The organism is Streptomyces sp. NPDC001393 (assembly GCF_053597455.1).
In genome coordinates, this window is the sequence record NZ_JBSFIH010000044.1 from 48,467 (window position 1) to 65,328 (window position 16,862).

Sequence of the window (16,862 nt, forward strand, 5' to 3'; positions counted from 1 at the left end):
GCACGTCACTGTGACTGCCGTTACGGGAAGGCGTGGAACCGCCGCCCCGCGACTGTGCAACCGTCACCGGTCCGCCACTGCGACCGAGGGTTCAAGGAGAGATCATGCGTATCGCTGTCACAGGCTCGATCGCGACAGATCATTTAATGGCCTTTTCCGGACGCTTCTCGGAGCAATTCCTGGCCAACCGGCTCGATCAGGTCTCCCTGTCCTTCCTGGCCGACCGGCTTGACATCCGGCGCGGAGGCGTCGGCGCCAATGTCGCCGTCGGCCTCGGCAGACTCGGTCTGCGACCGGTGCTCGTGGGCGCCGCCGGCCTCGACTTCGGGGAGTACGGTGCACTGCTGCGCGGCGCCGGTGTGGACACCACCTGGGTGAGCATCAGCGACACCCAGTACACCGCTCGCTTCGTGTGCACCACGGACAGCGAGCAAAACCAGATCGCCACCTTCTATGCGGGCGCCATGTCCGAGGCCAGGAGGATCGACCTCGCCGACGTGGAGCGGGCCACCGGAGGACTGGACCTCGTGATCGTCGGCGCCGACGATCCGCAGGCCATGGTCCGTCATACGACGACCGCTCACGCTCTCGACATCGATGTCGCAGCCGACCCGTCCCAGCAACTCGCGGTCCTCGGCACCGGGCAGACCAGAGCTCTCGTCGACAGGGCCCGTTGGCTGTTCACCAACACATACGAATCCGGGCTGCTTCAGGAACGCACCGGCTGGAGCAGGCGCGAGCTCCTGCGTCGGGTCGGGGCCTGGGTCACCACGCGGGGAAGCGAGGGCGTGACGATCGATTCCGCCGGGTCGGACAGCCTGCACATTCCGGCGGTGCCATCCGGAATGATCGCCGACCCGACCGGCGCCGGCGATGCCTTCCGGGCGGGCTTCCTCGCCGGAGTCGTCAACGGACTCGCACCCGAGAGCGCGGCGCGCCTCGGCTGCGCGCTGGCGACCCTGGCCCTGGAATCCCCGGGCCCGCAGGAGTACAAGCTGGTGCAGGCCGACCTTCTGGCCCGCATCGACCAGACGTACGGCCGCGCAGCCGCCGAGGAAATCGGGGCGCTGCTCACCGGGCTCGATGCCGACCACCCGTCTCAGGCGGACCGCAGTCGTCGCGGAACCGCTGCAGAAGGAGCTCCCGCGATGCACCTCGCGGGGACCGATGAGGACGACGACGAGGCGCACATCGTACGGGGCATCGGCTGATGCTCGTACCCTCCGCAGGTCCGGGAGACCGATGCACGCCTGCTCGAAGGGCGCTCTTGAGAGCGGGGCGAACGCACTGCCGGTTACCGCCCAGAACCGAACCACGTACTGCTGGTAGTAGTCAGAACGGGAGGACAGCATGAGGATCCGTGTCTTGGGTCCCTTCAGCGCCGAAGCGAACAGGACATCGTTCATGCCGACGGCGGCCAAACCCCGGCAGATCCTGGCTGTGTTGACTCTCAACGCCGGGCAGCCGGTCCCGGTACCCACGCTCATCGAGGAGCTCTGGTCGGCCGAGCCTCCACAGAGCGCCCCGACCACCCTGCAGACCTACATATCGCAGCTGCGCAGGAAGTTGGACATCGCGCTGGGCCGCGACACGCGGCGACGAGGCAAGGACATCCTTGTCACCTGCCCTGACGGCTACATGCTGCAGACCCCGCTGTGCGCGGTCGACGTCTACGAGCACGAGCGACTCGTCACCATCGGTGACAGAGCCTTTGCCGCTGGGAACGACGACAAAGCGGCGGCTGTGTACCGAGCGGCGCTGACTCTGTGGACGGGGGCCGCGCTGGAGGATGTGCCGTGCGGTCCCGTTCTCCAGGCGGAACAACGGCGCCTGGAGGACGCCCGGCTGCTCGTTCTCGAACGCCGCATCGACACGGACCTGCGCCTGGGGCGGCACACCCGGTTGCTGTCCGAACTCGCCGGGCTCGTCGTTCGCCACCCCCTGCACGAAGCGCTGCACGCGCAGGCCATGGTCGCCCTGTACCGGTCCGGCCGGCCGGCAGCCGCCGTCGGCGTCTACCGCACGCTGCGCCAGTTGCTCGTGGACCGGCTGGGTGTCGAACCATCGCCGCAACTGCAACATCTTCACCGGGCGGTCCTTGCCGCCGACCCGGCGCTGAACATCACCGCCGGGCCACGGCACACGTCGACGTTCGACCTGTTCGCGGCCTGAGCCGCCGCCGGCCGTGCGCCGCTGCACCACATCGCAAGTCTCCACCCCAAGGAAGCGTAAGAGATGGAATTCAGGCTGCTCGGGCCGGTCGAGGTCGTACACGACGGACAGCGTCTCCCGATCGGGGGCAGCAAACCCAGAACAGTCCTGGCAGCCCTGCTCCTCGCCGATGGCCGGCCGGTGTCCGAGAACCGGCTCAGCGCCGCGCTGTGGGACAGCAGACCGCCCACAACACGCCGGGCCCAGATCCACACCTACGTCTCCCGGCTGCGCAAACTGCTCACCCCCTACGGCGCCGATGTCCTGCGGACCCGTCATGGTTACGCGCTGCGCGCTCCGACGGGAACCCTCGACCTGACCGAGTTCCGCCGACTCGTGCAGATGGGGCATGAGGACGTGCGGTTCGAGCGGCACGCATCCGCCTCCAGCCACATTGCCGCGGCACTGGCCATGTGGCGCGGCCCCGCACTCGGGGGTACCACGGACACCTTCCTCGAGGAAGAACGACCGCGGCTGGAGGAGGCTCGGCTGGCCGCGCTGGAAGAGCGGATCACCGCCGACCTGGCTCAGGGCAGGCACAGCCAGGTCCTCACGGAGCTGGACGCGTTGGTGGACAAGCACCCCCTGCGCGAACGGCTGCGGGCTCAGCTGATGACGGCACTGTACCGGTGCGGCAGGCAGGCGGAAGCGCTGGAGGTCTATCAATCGGGACGCGACGAACTGCTGACGGTGGGAGCACGCCCCGGACCTGTCCTGGACCACGTCTTCCATGCCATTCTCCGCGCCGATCCCGTCCTCGAGGCACGGCCGACCGGGCCGGCCGCCCCCGTACTCACCGGGCGGCAGCCCGTCGGCACTCCGAGTCTCCTGCCCCCCGACCTCGCGGACTTCGCGGGCCGCGCGGGCCAGGTGGACCGGCTCGAAGCCCGCCTGCGGTCCGCGGGCCCGGGCACTTTGGTGATCTCGGGCGGCGTCGGAGTGGGCAAGAGCGCGCTGGCGGTCCGTCTCGCTCACCGGTGCTCGGACGTCTTCCCCGATGGCCGGCTGTACGTCGACCTCACCATGATGCCCCCGGGCCGGGAACGTGTCCGCGCAGCGCTGGGCCGCCTGATCGAGGCACTCGCCCCGGAACGAGCGCTGCCCGACTCCGTCGAGGAACTCAGCGCGGTCTACCGCACCTCCCTCACCGGCCGGCGGATCCTGGTGCTGATCGACACGGCTGCCGACGAGGCGCAGGTGCGGCCGCTGCTGCCGGGACCGGGGCCCGCGCGGACCCTCGTGACGTCGCGCGCCCGGCTCGCCGCGCTCGGTGACACCTACCGCACCGACCTCGCCGGCTTCAACCTCCGGGAGGCGGTGGAACTACTGGGCCTGATCGTCGGCGAGCGCCGGATCGCGGCGGAACGCGAGGCGGCGCAGCGCCTGGTGGCCCTGTGCGAGTACCTTCCGGCGGCGGTTCGCGCGGCAGGCGCCCGGCTGGCGGCGCGCCCCCACTGGACACTGGGCCGGCTCGCCACCCGGCTCGCCGATCCCACCCGCAACCGGCTCGACGAGCTGTGCGTGGGCGACCTGGATCTGCGTCAGAGACTGGCTGAGGCCTGTGCGCAGCTGTCAGCGGCGTCCCAGCAAACGCTGACCCGGCTGGCCCTGCTGTGCAGCCCCCGTATCTCGCTGCGAGAGGCGGCTCGCGCCCTCCGCTTGCCAGAGCGTGCGGCTGAGGACGTGCTGGAGGCCCTGGTCGAGGTCCACGCCCTGGACTTCGCCGCCGGATGCAGGCCGGGCGACGCCTGGTACAGCGTCCCGGGATTCCTGGGCCTGTACCTGAGGGAACAGCATGCCGGGCGGGACCGAACGGAAACTCCGGCGCTTCCCAGGGCCTTGCACTTCCGTACCGCGTAGGACGGTGGGAGCGGCAGCCGGCAGACGGCCGGCCGGCCGGAGTCACGGTCCCCCATAACCCGCACCGCCAAAGGTCTCCAGCCGTTGTATAGCGCTGAACCAATTTCGTATAGCGACGTTCGGCACCATGGGGACGACGGGGGCTGAACGACACATCTGAGGTGTTCTCAGTATGCGGTCCCGGCATCAGATCGAAAATCCGGTGATACAGCCGAGGTGGTCGAGTGAAGTTCCGGTTACTGGGAAATCTCGAAGCGACGTCTGATGGGCGTGGTAAACCGCTGGTACTCGCACCAAAACTTCGTTCCGTACTTGCTTTGTTGCTCATCTCCCGGGGACACACCGTGCCCATCAGCCAGTTCGTCGAGGAACTCTGGCTGGACCGGCCGCCGGCCACGGTCTCCGCCACGATGCAGACCTATATCTACCAGCTGCGCAAGCTGCTGGCGGCGATGGGCGGCGAGGCGGTCGCCGCATGTCTGGCCACGGACTCCGCGGGCTACGCCTTCAAGGGCTCCGTGGAGGACGTCGACGTGCACGTCTTCGAGTCGTGCTTCGATGCGGGCAAGGCGGCCATGAAGGCCGGAGACCACGAGCAGGCCATCGAGTGCTTCGGCCGGGCGCTGGCCGTCTGGCGCTCGACGACGGCACTCGCCGACGTGCCCAAGGGCCCCTTCCTGGAGGCGTACGCCGTCCAGCTGGAGGAGGCGCGGATGCAGGCCATCGAGCTGCGCATCGAGGCCTACCTGGAGCTCGGCCGGGAGATGGACGTGTTACCCGAACTCCGGGCGCTCGCCGTCAACCACCCGCTGCACGAAGGCCTGCACAGCCGGCTGATGCTCGCCCTGCACCGGGCGGGCCGACGCCACGAAGCCCTGGAGACCTACCGGAGGCTGCGGGAGGCATTGTCGCGGGAGCTCGGGCTGGAACCCTGTGCCGCGCTCCAGCGCCTCCACCGCTCGCTGCTCGCCGGAGACGTCGAACTCGACCACATCGGCGGCACGGCCGATCGGACACCGATGGTGGTGCCGGCCCAGCTTCCGCCCGATGTCGGTGACTTCTGCGGTCGGCAGGCGGAGCTGGCGCAGCTGGAGCAGATCTTCACCTCCTCCGGCCGCCCCGGTCCACGCATCGCGGCGCTCAGCGGCATGGCCGGCGCAGGAAAGACCGCGCTCGCGGTGCACGTGGCGCACCGGATGCGCAAGCGGTACCCCGATGGGCAGTTCTTCGCCTGCTTCCAGGGCAGCTTGGCAGTGCGCAGCGGTCTGCCGCCGGATCCGTACTCGGTCATCGGCTCCTTCCTGCGCGGTATCGGCTTCCTGCCGCAGCAGATCCCCGACGACCTGGCGGGGCGCAGCCAGCTGTTCCGCAGCTGGTGCGCGGACCGCCGCGTACTGATCCTGATCGACGATGTCCGCACCGAGGAGCAGGTACGCCCCCTTCTGCCGGCCGGCCCGTGGTGCTCCGTCCTGGTGACCAGCCGCGCCCCCCTCTACGACCTCGCCGGTGCCCGGAGCATCGAGGTCGGCACGCTGCCCGCGACAGACGCCGTGGAGCTGTTGTCCCGTGTCTCCGGCTGCTCCTGGGACAGCCGCGCTCGCACGATGGCCCGCTCGATCGCCGACAACTGCGAGCACCTGCCGCTCGCTGTGCGGGCCGTCGGCTCCCTCCTGGCTCTGCCCTCGCGCCTGCCGCTGCACCGGGCGGCGGAGCGGATGGCGGACCGGCGCCAGCGGCTGCAGCTGCTCAGGAGCGGCAACGCCAACCTCTGCGGACGCCTGGAGCACGCCTACGAGCGCCTCGACCCCGTCGCACGCCGCGTCCTGCGGACCCTGTCCCGCGATCCCGGCGACGGCTGCACGGCCGGCACCATCGCGCGGCTGCTCGACCTGGCCGAGAGCGATGCCGAGAACGCGCTGGACCGGCTGTACGACGCACGGTTCGTCGTCATCCAGGCCGGCCAGGACGGCGCCGCGCCGCGCTACGGACTGCTGGAGCTCATCCGCATGTTCGTCGACCAGCAGCCGGGCGACGAGGACCTTGAGCCGGATGGCATCTGCCCCGCTGCCTTGCGGACTTCATCGGTCTTCACCGCACCGTGAGGGTTTCTTCAGGCGCTCTTGCCAGGCTCGTGCGAAGCAGAGCTGCGGAAAAGCAGGGAACAGATCTGCTGAGGGGAGGTAAGAGTGCAGGAATTCACTCTTGAGGACCTGGTGAATCTCACCCGGGCCCATGCCGGGGAGTCCGAAGAAGGCGTTCTGGACGGGGACATCGTCGATGTCCTGTTCACCCACCTCGGCTATGACTCGGTTGCGTTGATGGAGATCCTCAGCCAGATCAAGCACCGCTACGGCATCGATCTCGCGGATGACGCCGTGGAAGCGCTGAGAACCCCGCGAGCGGTCATCGAAAAGGTCAACGCAGTAATAGGTTCCAAAGGTGACGAGCGAAAGAAGGTTTCGTCGTGAGTGAGGCCGAGAAGAGTGCCACGGAGCAGTTCCTGCCGAACGATCTGTACGGTCTGCAGTTGGTCCTGCTCGCCTCGGGCGGCCGGCTCTTCCAGATCGTCAACGCGCTCGCGGAACTAGGCGTCGCCGACATCCTCGAAGGCGGCCCGCTGCCCATCGCGGAGCTGGCCGAGCGGGCCGGTGCCCACGAGCAGGCGCTGCAGCGAGTGCTGCGGGCCACCGCGATGCTCGGCATCTTCGCCGAGGGGCCGACCGGGGTCTTCCGTTCCACACCGGTCACGAAGGCGCTCACCCAGGACAACCCCCATGGTGTGTTCCCGTTGGTCCGCTACAACCACATGGAACTCACCTCGCGCCCCTTCGAGTACATGGTGCACAGCCTCCGGACCGGCGAGCCGGCCTTCAAGGAGGCCTTCGGCGGCACGTTCAACGAGCACCTGGAGCAGAACCCGGAGGCAGACCGCTTCTGCGACGAGTTCCAGACCTACTGGGCCAAGCAGTTCGCCGAGGAGGAGCTCGACCAGTGGAACCTGGGCCGCTTCTCCAGCATCGCCGACCTGGGCGGCGGTGACGGCTACTTCCTGGCGCAGGCCCTGCGACGCCACCCCGAGCTGCGTGCCTACCTGTTCGACCTGCCCTGGATGGCGAAGAAGGGGGAGCAGATCTTCGCGGAGCACGGTGTCGGCGACCGGGTGGAGATCATCGGCGGCGACCTGCTGACCGATCCGGTGCCCCGCGGCGCCGAGTGCTACTTCGTCAAGGCCGTGTTCATGCGCTTCTCCGACGAGGAAGCCGTCAAGGCGCTCACCAACATTCGCGAGTCGATCGGCGATGACACCGAGGCACGCCTGCTGATCGTCGACTCCGTGCTCAAGCCCGGCAACGAGTGGGACCACGGCAAGCTGCTCGACATCGACATGCTCGTCCTGCACGGCGGGCGCAAGCGCACGCTCGAGGACTGGCAGGGACTGTTCGCGCGCACCGGCTTCGAGCTGTTGAACGAGCCGGTCTACCACTGGGACCTGCTCGAGTGCAGGCCGGTCTGAGGCCCCGCTGACAGCCCGACCCAAGGAGGAAGACATGACGCCCACCGGCGTATCGCGCTCGGTCCTGCACGACATCCTGACGACCCGGATCGGCCTGTCCCCGGAGGTCGTCGACACGGCGGGCGGCGCGTCACTGGCCGATCTCGGTGTGGACTCCATCGGCTTCATCGAGCTGCAGAAGGCCGTGTCGGACCAGTACGGCACGGAGCTTCCCGACGACTCCCAGGCCTGGAGCCTCGACAGGATCCTCGATCACCTGAACTCGAGCCCGAGGAGGGCGAACTGATGGCGAGCAGCACGGACAACTCGGTGCGCATCGAGGCTCCCCTGGATGTGGTGTGGCGGCTGACCAACGACGTCAGGACGTGGCCGGACCTCTTCACCGAGTACGCCTCGGTGGAGGTGCTCCACGAGGACGGGCCCACGGTCCGCTTCCGGCTCACGATGGTTCCGGACGACGACGGCACGGTGTGGAGCTGGGTCAGCGAGCGCACCACGGACGAGGCCACGCACTCCGTGCGCGCCCACCGGGTCGAGACCGGCCCCTTCGCGTACATGCACATCCACTGGACCTACGAGCCCGACGGCCAGGCCACGACCATGCGCTGGCGCCAGGAGTTCGAGGCGAAGCCCGATGCGCCCTTCGACGACGCGGCCATCACCCGGCGCATCAACGACAACACCCGTATCCAGATGGATGTGATCAAGAAGAAGGTCGAGGCGGCCGCGGCCTCGCTGCAGCGCTGAGCAGCACAGGCACGCCACGCCCGCCCGACGGCGCCTGGATGGGAAGAGATGACACATCGAACGCTGCACGAGTGGTTCGCCGGGTCCGTGGCCCGGCACGAGGCCGCCGTCGCCCTCGAGATCGGCCGGCGGACCATGACCTACCGGCACCTGGACCGGGCCGCGTGCCGCATCGCCCGTATGGTCCTGGAGACGTGCGGCACCGCGCCCCGACGGGTCGGCCTGTACGCCTCCCGGTCGGTGGCGGCGTACGCCGGTTACCTGGCCGCGCTGCGTCTGGGCGCAACCGTTGTCCCGCTCAACCCGGCGTTCCCCATGGCCCGCAACGAGCGGATCGTGTGCAGCGCCGCACTGGACGTGGTGATAGCACAGGATGCGGATCCGGGACTGCCGGCGCCCGCCTGTGTGGTGCAGCCGTCGCTCGCGGAAGAGACGGCGACCGACGCGCCGGAGCCCGGCCCGGCTGCGGCGGGGCCCCGGCCGGCCCCCGAGACGGCGGCGTACATCCTGTTCACGTCCGGGTCGACCGGCGCGCCCAAGGGCGTGCCGGTCGCACACCGCAACGTCGACGCCTACCTGCGGCACGTCATCCCGCGCTACGGGCTGGGCCCGGGAGCCCGGGTGACGCAGACCTTCGACCTGACCTTCGACCTGTCGGTGTTCGACCTGTTCGCCGGCTGGGGATCGGGTGCCACCGTCGTGGTTCCCACCCGTGGCGAGCTGCTGGCGCCGGCGCGGTTCGCGGCCACGCGCGGCATCACCCACTGGTTCTCCGTGCCCTCGGTGATCTCGCTCGCGCAGCGCCTGGGCCGACTGGCCGAGAACTCCATGCCGGCGCTGCGCTGGAGCCTGTTCTGCGGTGAGCCGCTGACCATCGAGCAGGCCGGCGCCTGGCAGCGGGCGGCTCCGGGCAGCACGGTGGAGAACTTGTACGGCCCCACCGAACTCACCCTCAGCTGTGCGCAGTACCGGCTTCCCGCGGATCGGTCGGCCTGGCCGTCGACCGCCAACGGCACCGTGCCCGTGGGCGAGCTCTATCCGGGGCTGGAGGCGATTGTCGTCGGTGACGACGGCCGTCCGGCCGCCACCGGCGAGTTGTGCGTACGCGGGGCCCAGCGATTCGGCGGTTACCTTGCCCCGGCCGACAACCGGGGCCGCTTCGTCACCTTCGACGGCTTCAGGGCGACCGTGTGGGACCGGCCTGCGGCTCCCCCGGAGGATGCCTGGTACCGAACCGGCGACCGGGTCCGCGACGAGGGCGGCTGCCTCATCCACCTCGGCCGCGTCGACCATCAGGTCAAGGTGCAGGGCTACCGGGTCGAACTCGGCGAGATCGAGGCCGCGCTGCGCGGTCATCCGCAGGTGGCCGAGGCCATCGTCGTCGCCGTGCGGGGCGATGACGGACCGGTGGTTCTGCACGCGGTGTGCACCGGAACCGAGGGGGGCGTCGGCGACGGCGACGAACTCCTCACCCTGCTGCGGGCCGAGCTCCCGCAGCACATGGTTCCCCGGTCTGTCGCGTTCTGGCCCAGCCTTCCGCTCAATCCCAACGGAAAGGTCGACCGGAACGCCATCACGGCGACCGTCGCAGGAGCGGACCACAACCCGGCACACGAGGGGAGAACGTGACAATGCAGCGAGTCCTCTTCATCGACCGCATGCATCCGCAGGACGCGGACGCCGTGGCGAAGATCTGGAAGGCACACGACGCCACAGGTCTGCCCCAGGAGATCGGAGTCGCACGCCGGCACCTTTTCCGGTTCCACGGACTGTATGTGCACATGGTCGAGGCCCGGGACGACGTGGACGACGACTTGACGGACCGCATCTTCGCCGCCCGCGATGAGCGGGAGTTCGTCGAGACCCGTGACGCGCTGGCCCGCTTCCTGACCCCGTACTCGCCCGAGCTCCGCAACCTCAAGGCCACCAGAGCGGAGGAATTCTACCGCTGGCAGGCATGACCTGCCCGAACGTGGCCGGTGGACCGACCGTCCGAAGCCAGGACGCCCGTACGCAGCCCGTTCGAAGCCGTCATTGAAACCCGCGTGAAGAAGGAGAGCATCCCTGTGTCGGGTCCTGTCAAGATCTCCATGGCAGACGCGCCGGTGAGCACACGGCTGGGCGGGGCCATCCGCCCGCTGCTCACGCCGAAGTCGGTCGGGGCCAGTTCGGGATTCCTCGGAACGATGACCCTGCGGCCCGGCGAGTTCATCGCCGAGCACTACCACCCGTACTCCGAAGAGTTCATGTTCGTCGCCCACGGCGAGATCGTGGTGCGGATCGACGGCGAGGAAATCGTGGCCCGCGCCAACGAGGCCGTCCTGGTACCCAAGTTCGGCTCCCACCGCTACGAGAACCAGGGCACCGAGACCGCGCTGATCGTCTTCCAGATGTCACCGCTCGCACCCAGCCCCGAGGAGGGGCACGTCGAGGTGGAGAAGCCGCCGTTCCCGACGGCTACCCCGCCGGTCGTGGGGCAGTGACCATGGCCCGAGCCGTCATCACCGGCATGGGTGTCGTCGCTCCGGGCGGAGTGGGCACCAAACCCTTCTGGGAACAGATAACCTCCGGCCGGCCCGCGACCCGTACGGTGTCCCTCTTCGACGCCACGGGATACCGCTCTCAGATCGCCGGGGAGGTCGACTTCGATCCCGTCGCCGCCGGACTGACCTCCCGACAGGCCGAAGACCTGGACCGGATGGTGCAGTTCGCCCTGGTCGGTCTCGCCGAAGCCATCGCCGACAGCGGCATCGAGCCGGACGAGGTTGACCCGGCGCGCATCGGCGTCAGTGTCGGCACGGCGGTGGGCCTGACGACGGGCCTGGAGCGCGAGTACGCCAAGGTCAGCCACAACGGTGAGAAATGGCTGGTGGACCACGCCCTGGCCGCCGACACCCTGTTCGACAACTTCATCCCCTCCTCGCTCGCCCGCGAGGTCGCCTGGGCGACCGGGGCGGAAGGGCCGGCCGCGGTGGTGTCCACCGGCTGCACCTCCGGCCTGGACGCCGTCGGCTACGCACTGGACCTGATCCGTGAGGGATCCGCCGACATCGTGATCACAGGCGCCACCGACGCGCCCCTGTCGCCGATCACCTACGCCTGCTTCGACGCACTGCGCGCCACGTCTCCGGACAACCACGACCCGGCCGGAGCCTGCCGGCCCTTCGACCGGACACGCAACGGCTTCGCCCTCGGCGAGGGAGCCGCGATCTTCGTGCTGGAGAACGAGGAACACGCCCGCCGACGCGACGCGCACATCTACGCCGAGTTGGCGGGGTTCGCAACCCGGTGCAACGCCTACCACATGACGGGGCTGCGCCCGGACGGCGCCGAGATGGCCGAGGCCATCCGCTCTGCCATGGTCCAGGCCCAGGTCCCCCGCGACGGCTTCCAGTACATCAACGCCCACGGCTCCGGCACGCGCCAGAACGACCTGCACGAGACGGCCGCCTTCAAGGACGCCCTCGGTGCCGCCGCCTACGACATCCCGATCAGCTCCATCAAGTCGATGATCGGCCACGCGCTCGGCTCGGTGGGCTCCATCGAGCTGGCGGCCTGCGCGCTCGCGATCGAGCACGGAGTGGTGCCGCCCACCGCCAACCTCCGCGAGCCGGACCCCGAGTGCGACTTGGACTACGTCCCCCTCGTCGCCCGGGAGGTGCCGGTGGACACCGTCCTCACCGTCGGCAGTGGCTTCGGCGGCTTCCAGAGCGCGGCAATCCTGCGCCGGGTGAAGGGCGGTCGGGCATGACAGCACGCATCGTCGTCACGGGGATCGGTGTGGTGGCACCGACCGGCCTGGGCGCCGACGAGCACTGGAAGGCCACGGTCGCCGCGCGCACCGGCCTGGGCGTCATCTCCCGCTTCGACGCCGGCCCGTATCCGGTCCGGGTGGCCGGGGAGGTCACCGGGTTCACCCCGGCCGAGCACGTGCCCGGGCGGCTGATCCCGCAGACCGACCGGACCACACAGTTCGCCCTGGCCGCCGCCCAGTGGGCGATCGACGACGCGGGCGTCGACCTCGCCGAGCTGGGCACCTACGATGCCGGCGTCATCACTGCCGCCGGATGCGGCGGCTTCGAGTTCGGCCAGCGCGAGCTGCAGAAACTGTGGAGCGAGGGACCGGGGCGGGTCAGCGCCTACCAGTCCTTCGCCTGGTTCTACGCGGTCAACACCGGCCAGCTGTCCATCCGGCACGGCGCCCGCGGCGCCGGATCGGTGGTGGTCAGCGAGCAGGCAGGCGGCCTCGACGCGCTCGCGAGCGCACGGCGGCGGCTGCGCCGCGGCGACCTCACCGTGGTCCTCGGCGGCGGGATGGACGCGCCGCTTTCCCCGTGGGGCCTGACCGCGCAGATCCCCGTCGGACTGCTCAGCACCCGCCAGGACCCCGAACGCGCCTACCTGCCCTTCGACACCGACGCCGCGGGCTACGTCCCGGGCGAGGGCGGCGCCGTCCTTGTCCTGGAGGAACTGCAGGCCGCTCGCGGTCGCGGCGCACCGGAGGTGTACGGCGAGATCGCGGGGTACGCGGCGACGTTCGACCCGCGCCCCGGCTCCGCACGGCCACCGGCCCTGGCCCGGGCGGTGCGCGGTGCGCTGGCGGACGCCGGCCTCGAGCCGTCCGACGTCGACGTCGTCTTCGCCGATGCGAGCGGTGTCCCCGGCAGGGACGCCGCGGAAGCGGCTGCGCTGCGGGAGGTCTTCGGGCCGCGGGGCGTGCCCGTGTCCGTGCCCAAGACGATGACCGGCCGGCTCTACGCCGGCGGTGCCTGTCTGGACGTGGCCACGGCCCTGCTGAGCATCCGCGACCAGGTCGTACCGGCCGCTGCCCACATCCGCGAGATTCCGGCCGCCCACGGTCTCGACGTCGTGGTGGACGGACCGCGAGAACTGGCCGTCCGCACGGCCCTCGTCGTGGCCAGGGGCCACGGCGGCTTCAACTCGGCACTTGTCGTGCGCGCCGTCTGAAGGAGACAGCACCGATGGCACACATCGCCCGCGAGAACGGCTACTACACGCTCGTCAACGTCTTCACCGTCGCGCCGGAGGACCAGGAGCGCATCTACGACGTCATCATCGAGGCCACCGGCGTCATCGAGAAGTTCCCCGGCTTCGTCTCGGCCAGTGTCCACAAGAGCTACGACGGCACCCGCGTGATCAACTATGCGCAATGGCGCAGCAAGGAAGAGTTCGACGCGATGCACCGTCATCCGGACGTCCGGCAGCACTTCGCGGCGTGCCGGGCCATCACGGACGACATCACGCCGATCTTCTGCGAGGTCGCCCACGTTCACCGATCCCCGTCCGCGGAGGCGGACCATGCCGGCTGACTCCCACGCACGGTGGTTCCTGGGCGGCGGACCGCCCCCGCACGCCGAGACGGTCCTGTACTGCCTGCCGAACGCCGGCGGCGGCGGCACGCACTACCTGTCATGGCGGCGCCTGCTGCCCGACACCCTGTGGGTCCAGCCGATCCAGCTTCCCGGCCGGGAAAACCGGCTTCTCGAGGAGCCCCGCTTCGACGTGACGGAGGTGGCCGAGGCTCTGGCGGAGCACGTGGACCGCCCGTACATCCTGTACGGCCACAGCATGGGCGGCGTCCTCGCCTGGGACGTGGCCGGTGCGCTGGTCCGCCGCGGAGCCCGCCGGCCCAAGCGGCTCTGCGTGGCGGCCAGCCCCGCCCCCCGGGAGAACCCGCCATGGGTCCGCCGCTGGGCGATGCTGAGCGAGGACGAGCTGCTCGGCGAGATCGCCGCCCTGGGCGGAGTGCCGCCGAGCGTGCTGGACCACCCACGCCTGAGCCGTCGTATCGCCGCGGTCCTCGCGGCGGACCTGGCGTGGCTCGCCGGACGGCCGGCCGATGCCCACCCCGAACCGCTGCCCGTCCCGGTCCTCGCCCTGGCCGGGGAGAAGGACCCCCTGGTCCGCCCCGAACACATGACGGGCTGGGCCGACGTCACATCCGAAGACTTCCGGCTGCGGGTGGTGGACGGGGGCCACCTCTTCCACACGGACCGCGCCGAGGCCGTCACGTCATCGATTCTGCAGAACGTTGCCGCCGAGAGAGGAGACCTCCATGAGGTCAGTTGACTCAGATGCCCAGCTTCAGTCGGTGATGGACATAGCCAGTGGGTTCTGGAGGGCACGGGCGCTCTTCAGCGCCGTGGAACTGGACCTGTTCACCCATCTGGCCAAGGCGCCTGCCACCTCCGAGGAGCTGCAGGACTCCCTCGGCCTGCATCCGAGCGCGGCCGCGGACTTCCTCGACGCGCTCGTCGCCCTGGGCCTTCTTGACCGCGAGGACGGCCGGTACGCCAACGCGGCGGCCGCCGAACGGTACCTGGACAAGGCGAAGGACTCCTACATCGGCGGGTTCTTCACTTTCATGAGCTACTCGCTCTACCCGGCCTGGGGCCGGCTGACCGGTCTGCTGCGCAGCGGCAGCCGGCAGGAAGGCCTGGACGACTTCGGGGAGTGGTACAAGGACCTGGATCAGGTCCGTGGCTTCATGCACGCGATGGACAGCGTTTCCGCGCCGGTGACCGAGGAGCTGGTACGCCGCTTCGACTGGTCCGCATACCGGACGTTCGCCGATCTCGGCGGTGCCCGCGGCAACCTCGCGGCACATCTGGTCAAGGCCCACCCGCACCTGCGGGGCACCACGTTCGACGTGCCCGCCGTCAAGCCGCTGTTCGAGGAGCACGTCGCGAAGCTGGGCGTCGCGGACAAGGTCGGCTTCCAGGGCGGGGACTTCCGCACCGACCCCCTGCCCGAGGCCGACGTTCTCGTCTTCGGGCACGTCCTGCACGACTGGGACACCGAGACCCGGGCCCTGCTCGTCAAGCGCGCCCATGACGCGCTCCGTCCGGGGGGCGCCCTGCTGATCTACGAGGAGCTCCTCGACGACGACCGGCGCGGCCCGGCCCGTTCGCTCCTGATGAGCCTCAACATGCGGCTCGTGCGCAGCGGTGGCTCGGAGTACACGGCGGCCGAGAGCCGGGTCTGGCTGCGGGAGGCCGGGTTCACCGAGGTCTCTGTGGAGGAACTGACCGCGACCGAGCGCCTTGTCGTGGCCCACAAGAGGTAGGACTTCCCCCGCCGCCCGGCCGGGCGGCGGCATGCGAACGGGCCGGCCCGCGCGGGCCGGCCCGTCGACGGGTCCCGTGCGACGTTTCAGGCCCGGTGCCGGTGCCGGGCGGTGAGCCGCTCCAGCACCGGAACCGTGTCGTTGGGGCTCGGCATCTGCGCGATCTCGTCGCGCAGCGCGTCCGCTCCCTGCTGGAAGGAGGGCTCCTGCAGGATCCGCTCCAACTGGGCCCGCAGCTCGGTCGCGGAGAAGTCCTCGCTCTCGATGTCGGTGGCGACGAGGCCCGCACCGCGCTTCTCCACGAAGCGGGCGATGTCCATGGACTGCCCCGTGGGGCGCGAAGCGATGAGCTGCGGAGTACGGTGTGCCACCGCGGAGGCGAAGGTGCCGCCGCTGCCATGGTGGATGATCGCCGAACAGGACGGCAGCAGCTGGTTCAGCGGTACGTAGTCCACCGTGCGGACGTTGTCGGGTATCCGTCGTACGGAAGAGAGCTGGTCGGCGTTGAGCGTGGCCACCAGCTCGATGTCCATGCCGGCGACGGCGTCGAAGATGTCGGCCATGGGCAGCTTGCTGTCCTTGCCGAAGAACGTCCGTGTGCTCACCCCCAGCGTCAGGCACACGCGCGTGCGGAGCGGCCGCTCGTGGAGCCACTCGGGAACGGCCTGGGCGCCGGTGTAGGGCACTCGGCGGACCGGGACGTACTCGAGGTCGACCGGCAGGCGCATCTCCGACGGCATCGGGTCGAGGCTCCACTGTCCCACGAGCAGGTCCTCGTCGAAGCCGAGACCGAAACGCTCGAGGGTGGGGGCCATCAGGGCGGCCATGCCGTCCTCGCGCGGCTGTGCGGCCGGACTCGCCAGCCACGTGCGGTACTTGCTCCTGGTCCACGCGAAGTAGTCCGGGGCCCACAGCAGACGGGCGTGCGCGGCACCGCACGCCCGGGCCGCCACGGCGCCGGCGAAGCACATGGGGTCCCACAGGACCAGGTCGGGCTCCCAGTTGCGGGCGAAGGACACCAGCGCGTCGGTGAAGGGGTGCTCGTCGGGACCTGGCGCACCGGCGTGGTAGTGCAGCCAGAAGGGCGACATCAGGACGGTGCGGATCACCTTCCACAGCCCGGGTTCGGCCGGGTCGGTGATGGGGGTGACGATCGGGTCCAGCCGTTCGTCGGCGGCGCAGGCGTCCACCGCACCCGCGAGGTCCACCGGGTCCCCCAGACCGATCGCGGTCAGGCCTGCTTCCGTGATGGTGTTCACCATGTCTGGGTGGCTGGCCACGCACACGTCGTGTCCCGCGCCCTGCAGTGCCCATGCCAGCGGCACGAAGGGGTGCAGATGCGTGGGGGACGGCATGACAGCGAACAGAACGCGCATCCATGCTCTCCAATCCTTTTCCCGGAAGGAACACATCATTTTTGTATCCGCACGTTTCCGGAGACAA

General features: G+C 69.8%; 17 protein-coding genes. 16 read left to right on the forward strand and 1 reads right to left on the reverse strand.

The window, feature by feature from the left end:
- Positions 1–104: 104 nt before the first annotated feature.
- The 16 genes from ACWC2T_RS33995 (at position 105) to ACWC2T_RS34070 (ending at position 15,419) form a co-directional block, all read left to right on the forward strand.
- Positions 105–1,211: a carbohydrate kinase family protein gene (locus ACWC2T_RS33995; RefSeq protein ID WP_450674176.1), complete on the forward strand. Its 1,107-nt coding sequence runs from the start codon at positions 105–107 to the stop codon at positions 1,209–1,211.
- A gap of 139 nt (positions 1,212–1,350) precedes the next feature.
- Positions 1,351–2,172 (forward strand): AfsR/SARP family transcriptional regulator, encoded by an 822-nt coding sequence (locus tag ACWC2T_RS34000; RefSeq protein ID WP_450674177.1) that lies wholly within the window; start codon positions 1,351–1,353, stop codon positions 2,170–2,172.
- Between the two features lie 63 nt (positions 2,173–2,235).
- Entirely contained in the window at positions 2,236–4,071 is a 1,836-nt protein-coding gene (locus ACWC2T_RS34005) for a BTAD domain-containing putative transcriptional regulator (protein ID WP_450674178.1), read from the forward strand.
- Between the two features lie 224 nt (positions 4,072–4,295).
- Positions 4,296–6,173 carry a BTAD domain-containing putative transcriptional regulator gene (locus tag ACWC2T_RS34010; RefSeq protein ID WP_450674179.1) on the forward strand — a complete coding sequence of 626 codons (1,878 nt, stop codon included), beginning with the start codon at positions 4,296–4,298 and terminating at the stop codon, positions 6,171–6,173.
- An 84-nt stretch (positions 6,174–6,257) separates the two neighbouring features.
- A complete protein-coding gene (locus ACWC2T_RS34015) occupies positions 6,258–6,539 on the forward strand; it encodes an acyl carrier protein (protein ID WP_450674180.1) in 282 nt (93 codons plus the stop codon).
- Positions 6,536–7,585, forward strand: coding sequence for a methyltransferase (locus ACWC2T_RS34020; RefSeq protein ID WP_450674181.1), 1,050 nt, complete (start codon positions 6,536–6,538; stop codon positions 7,583–7,585). The genes ACWC2T_RS34015 and ACWC2T_RS34020 overlap by 4 nt, the downstream gene beginning before the upstream one ends.
- Before the next feature lie 34 nt (positions 7,586–7,619).
- The gene (locus ACWC2T_RS34025; RefSeq protein ID WP_450674182.1) at positions 7,620–7,871 is read left to right on the forward strand and encodes an acyl carrier protein; all 252 of its coding nucleotides are present in this window, start codon (positions 7,620–7,622) and stop codon (positions 7,869–7,871) included.
- Entirely contained in the window at positions 7,871–8,332 is a 462-nt protein-coding gene (locus ACWC2T_RS34030) for an SRPBCC family protein (protein WP_450674183.1), read from the forward strand. Before ACWC2T_RS34025 ends, ACWC2T_RS34030 begins: the two co-directional genes overlap by 1 nt.
- A gap of 48 nt (positions 8,333–8,380) precedes the next feature.
- Positions 8,381–9,961: an amino acid adenylation domain-containing protein gene (locus ACWC2T_RS34035; protein WP_450674184.1), complete on the forward strand. Its 1,581-nt coding sequence runs from the start codon at positions 8,381–8,383 to the stop codon at positions 9,959–9,961.
- Positions 9,962–9,963: 2 nt separating this feature from the next.
- Positions 9,964–10,293: a TcmI family type II polyketide cyclase gene (locus ACWC2T_RS34040; protein ID WP_450674210.1), complete on the forward strand. Its 330-nt coding sequence runs from the start codon at positions 9,964–9,966 to the stop codon at positions 10,291–10,293.
- Positions 10,294–10,398: 105 nt separating this feature from the next.
- Complete coding sequence (locus ACWC2T_RS34045) at positions 10,399–10,815, forward strand: cupin domain-containing protein (protein ID WP_450674185.1); 417 nt, start codon at positions 10,399–10,401, stop codon at positions 10,813–10,815.
- A 2-nt stretch (positions 10,816–10,817) separates the two neighbouring features.
- Entirely contained in the window at positions 10,818–12,083 is a 1,266-nt protein-coding gene (locus ACWC2T_RS34050; protein WP_450674186.1) for a beta-ketoacyl-[acyl-carrier-protein] synthase family protein, read from the forward strand.
- Complete coding sequence (locus ACWC2T_RS34055; RefSeq protein ID WP_450674187.1) at positions 12,080–13,300, forward strand: ketosynthase chain-length factor; 1,221 nt, start codon at positions 12,080–12,082, stop codon at positions 13,298–13,300. The genes ACWC2T_RS34050 and ACWC2T_RS34055 overlap by 4 nt, the downstream gene beginning before the upstream one ends.
- Positions 13,301–13,314: 14 nt before the next feature.
- Positions 13,315–13,662: an antibiotic biosynthesis monooxygenase family protein gene (locus ACWC2T_RS34060; RefSeq protein ID WP_450674188.1), complete on the forward strand. Its 348-nt coding sequence runs from the start codon at positions 13,315–13,317 to the stop codon at positions 13,660–13,662.
- On the forward strand, positions 13,652–14,422 hold the full coding sequence (locus tag ACWC2T_RS34065; RefSeq protein ID WP_450674189.1) for a thioesterase II family protein: 771 nt from the start codon (positions 13,652–13,654) through the stop codon (positions 14,420–14,422). The genes ACWC2T_RS34060 and ACWC2T_RS34065 overlap by 11 nt, the downstream gene beginning before the upstream one ends.
- The gene (locus ACWC2T_RS34070; protein WP_450674190.1) at positions 14,409–15,419 is read left to right on the forward strand and encodes a methyltransferase; all 1,011 of its coding nucleotides are present in this window, start codon (positions 14,409–14,411) and stop codon (positions 15,417–15,419) included. Before ACWC2T_RS34065 ends, ACWC2T_RS34070 begins: the two co-directional genes overlap by 14 nt.
- A gap of 86 nt (positions 15,420–15,505) precedes the next feature.
- On the opposite strand, the gene ACWC2T_RS34075 is transcribed toward ACWC2T_RS34070, so the two are convergent.
- A complete protein-coding gene (locus tag ACWC2T_RS34075) occupies positions 15,506–16,795 on the reverse strand; it encodes an activator-dependent family glycosyltransferase (RefSeq protein WP_450674191.1) in 1,290 nt (429 codons plus the stop codon).
- Between the last annotated feature and the right edge of the window lie 67 nt (positions 16,796–16,862).

Bases quoted from the DNA above. Each gene is read 5' to 3' on its own strand.
- ACWC2T_RS34075 (WP_450674191.1), bottom strand. From the start codon at position 16,795: ATGCGCGTTCTGTTCGCTGTCATGCCGTCCCCCACGCATCTGCACCCC.
- ACWC2T_RS34050 (WP_450674186.1), top strand. From the start codon at position 10,818: ATGGCCCGAGCCGTCATCACCGGCATGGGTGTCGTCGCTCCGGGCGGA.
- ACWC2T_RS34035 (WP_450674184.1), top strand. From the start codon at position 8,381: ATGACACATCGAACGCTGCACGAGTGGTTCGCCGGGTCCGTGGCCCGG.
- ACWC2T_RS34000 (WP_450674177.1), top strand. From the start codon at position 1,351: ATGAGGATCCGTGTCTTGGGTCCCTTCAGCGCCGAAGCGAACAGGACA.
- ACWC2T_RS33995 (WP_450674176.1), top strand. From the start codon at position 105: ATGCGTATCGCTGTCACAGGCTCGATCGCGACAGATCATTTAATGGCC.
- ACWC2T_RS34025 (WP_450674182.1), top strand. From the start codon at position 7,620: ATGACGCCCACCGGCGTATCGCGCTCGGTCCTGCACGACATCCTGACG.
- ACWC2T_RS34005 (WP_450674178.1), top strand. From the start codon at position 2,236: ATGGAATTCAGGCTGCTCGGGCCGGTCGAGGTCGTACACGACGGACAG.
- ACWC2T_RS34070 (WP_450674190.1), top strand. From the start codon at position 14,409: ATGAGGTCAGTTGACTCAGATGCCCAGCTTCAGTCGGTGATGGACATA.
- ACWC2T_RS34060 (WP_450674188.1), top strand. From the start codon at position 13,315: ATGGCACACATCGCCCGCGAGAACGGCTACTACACGCTCGTCAACGTC.
- ACWC2T_RS34040 (WP_450674210.1), top strand. From the start codon at position 9,964: ATGCAGCGAGTCCTCTTCATCGACCGCATGCATCCGCAGGACGCGGAC.
- ACWC2T_RS34055 (WP_450674187.1), top strand. From the start codon at position 12,080: ATGACAGCACGCATCGTCGTCACGGGGATCGGTGTGGTGGCACCGACC.
- ACWC2T_RS34030 (WP_450674183.1), top strand. From the start codon at position 7,871: ATGGCGAGCAGCACGGACAACTCGGTGCGCATCGAGGCTCCCCTGGAT.
- ACWC2T_RS34065 (WP_450674189.1), top strand. From the start codon at position 13,652: ATGCCGGCTGACTCCCACGCACGGTGGTTCCTGGGCGGCGGACCGCCC.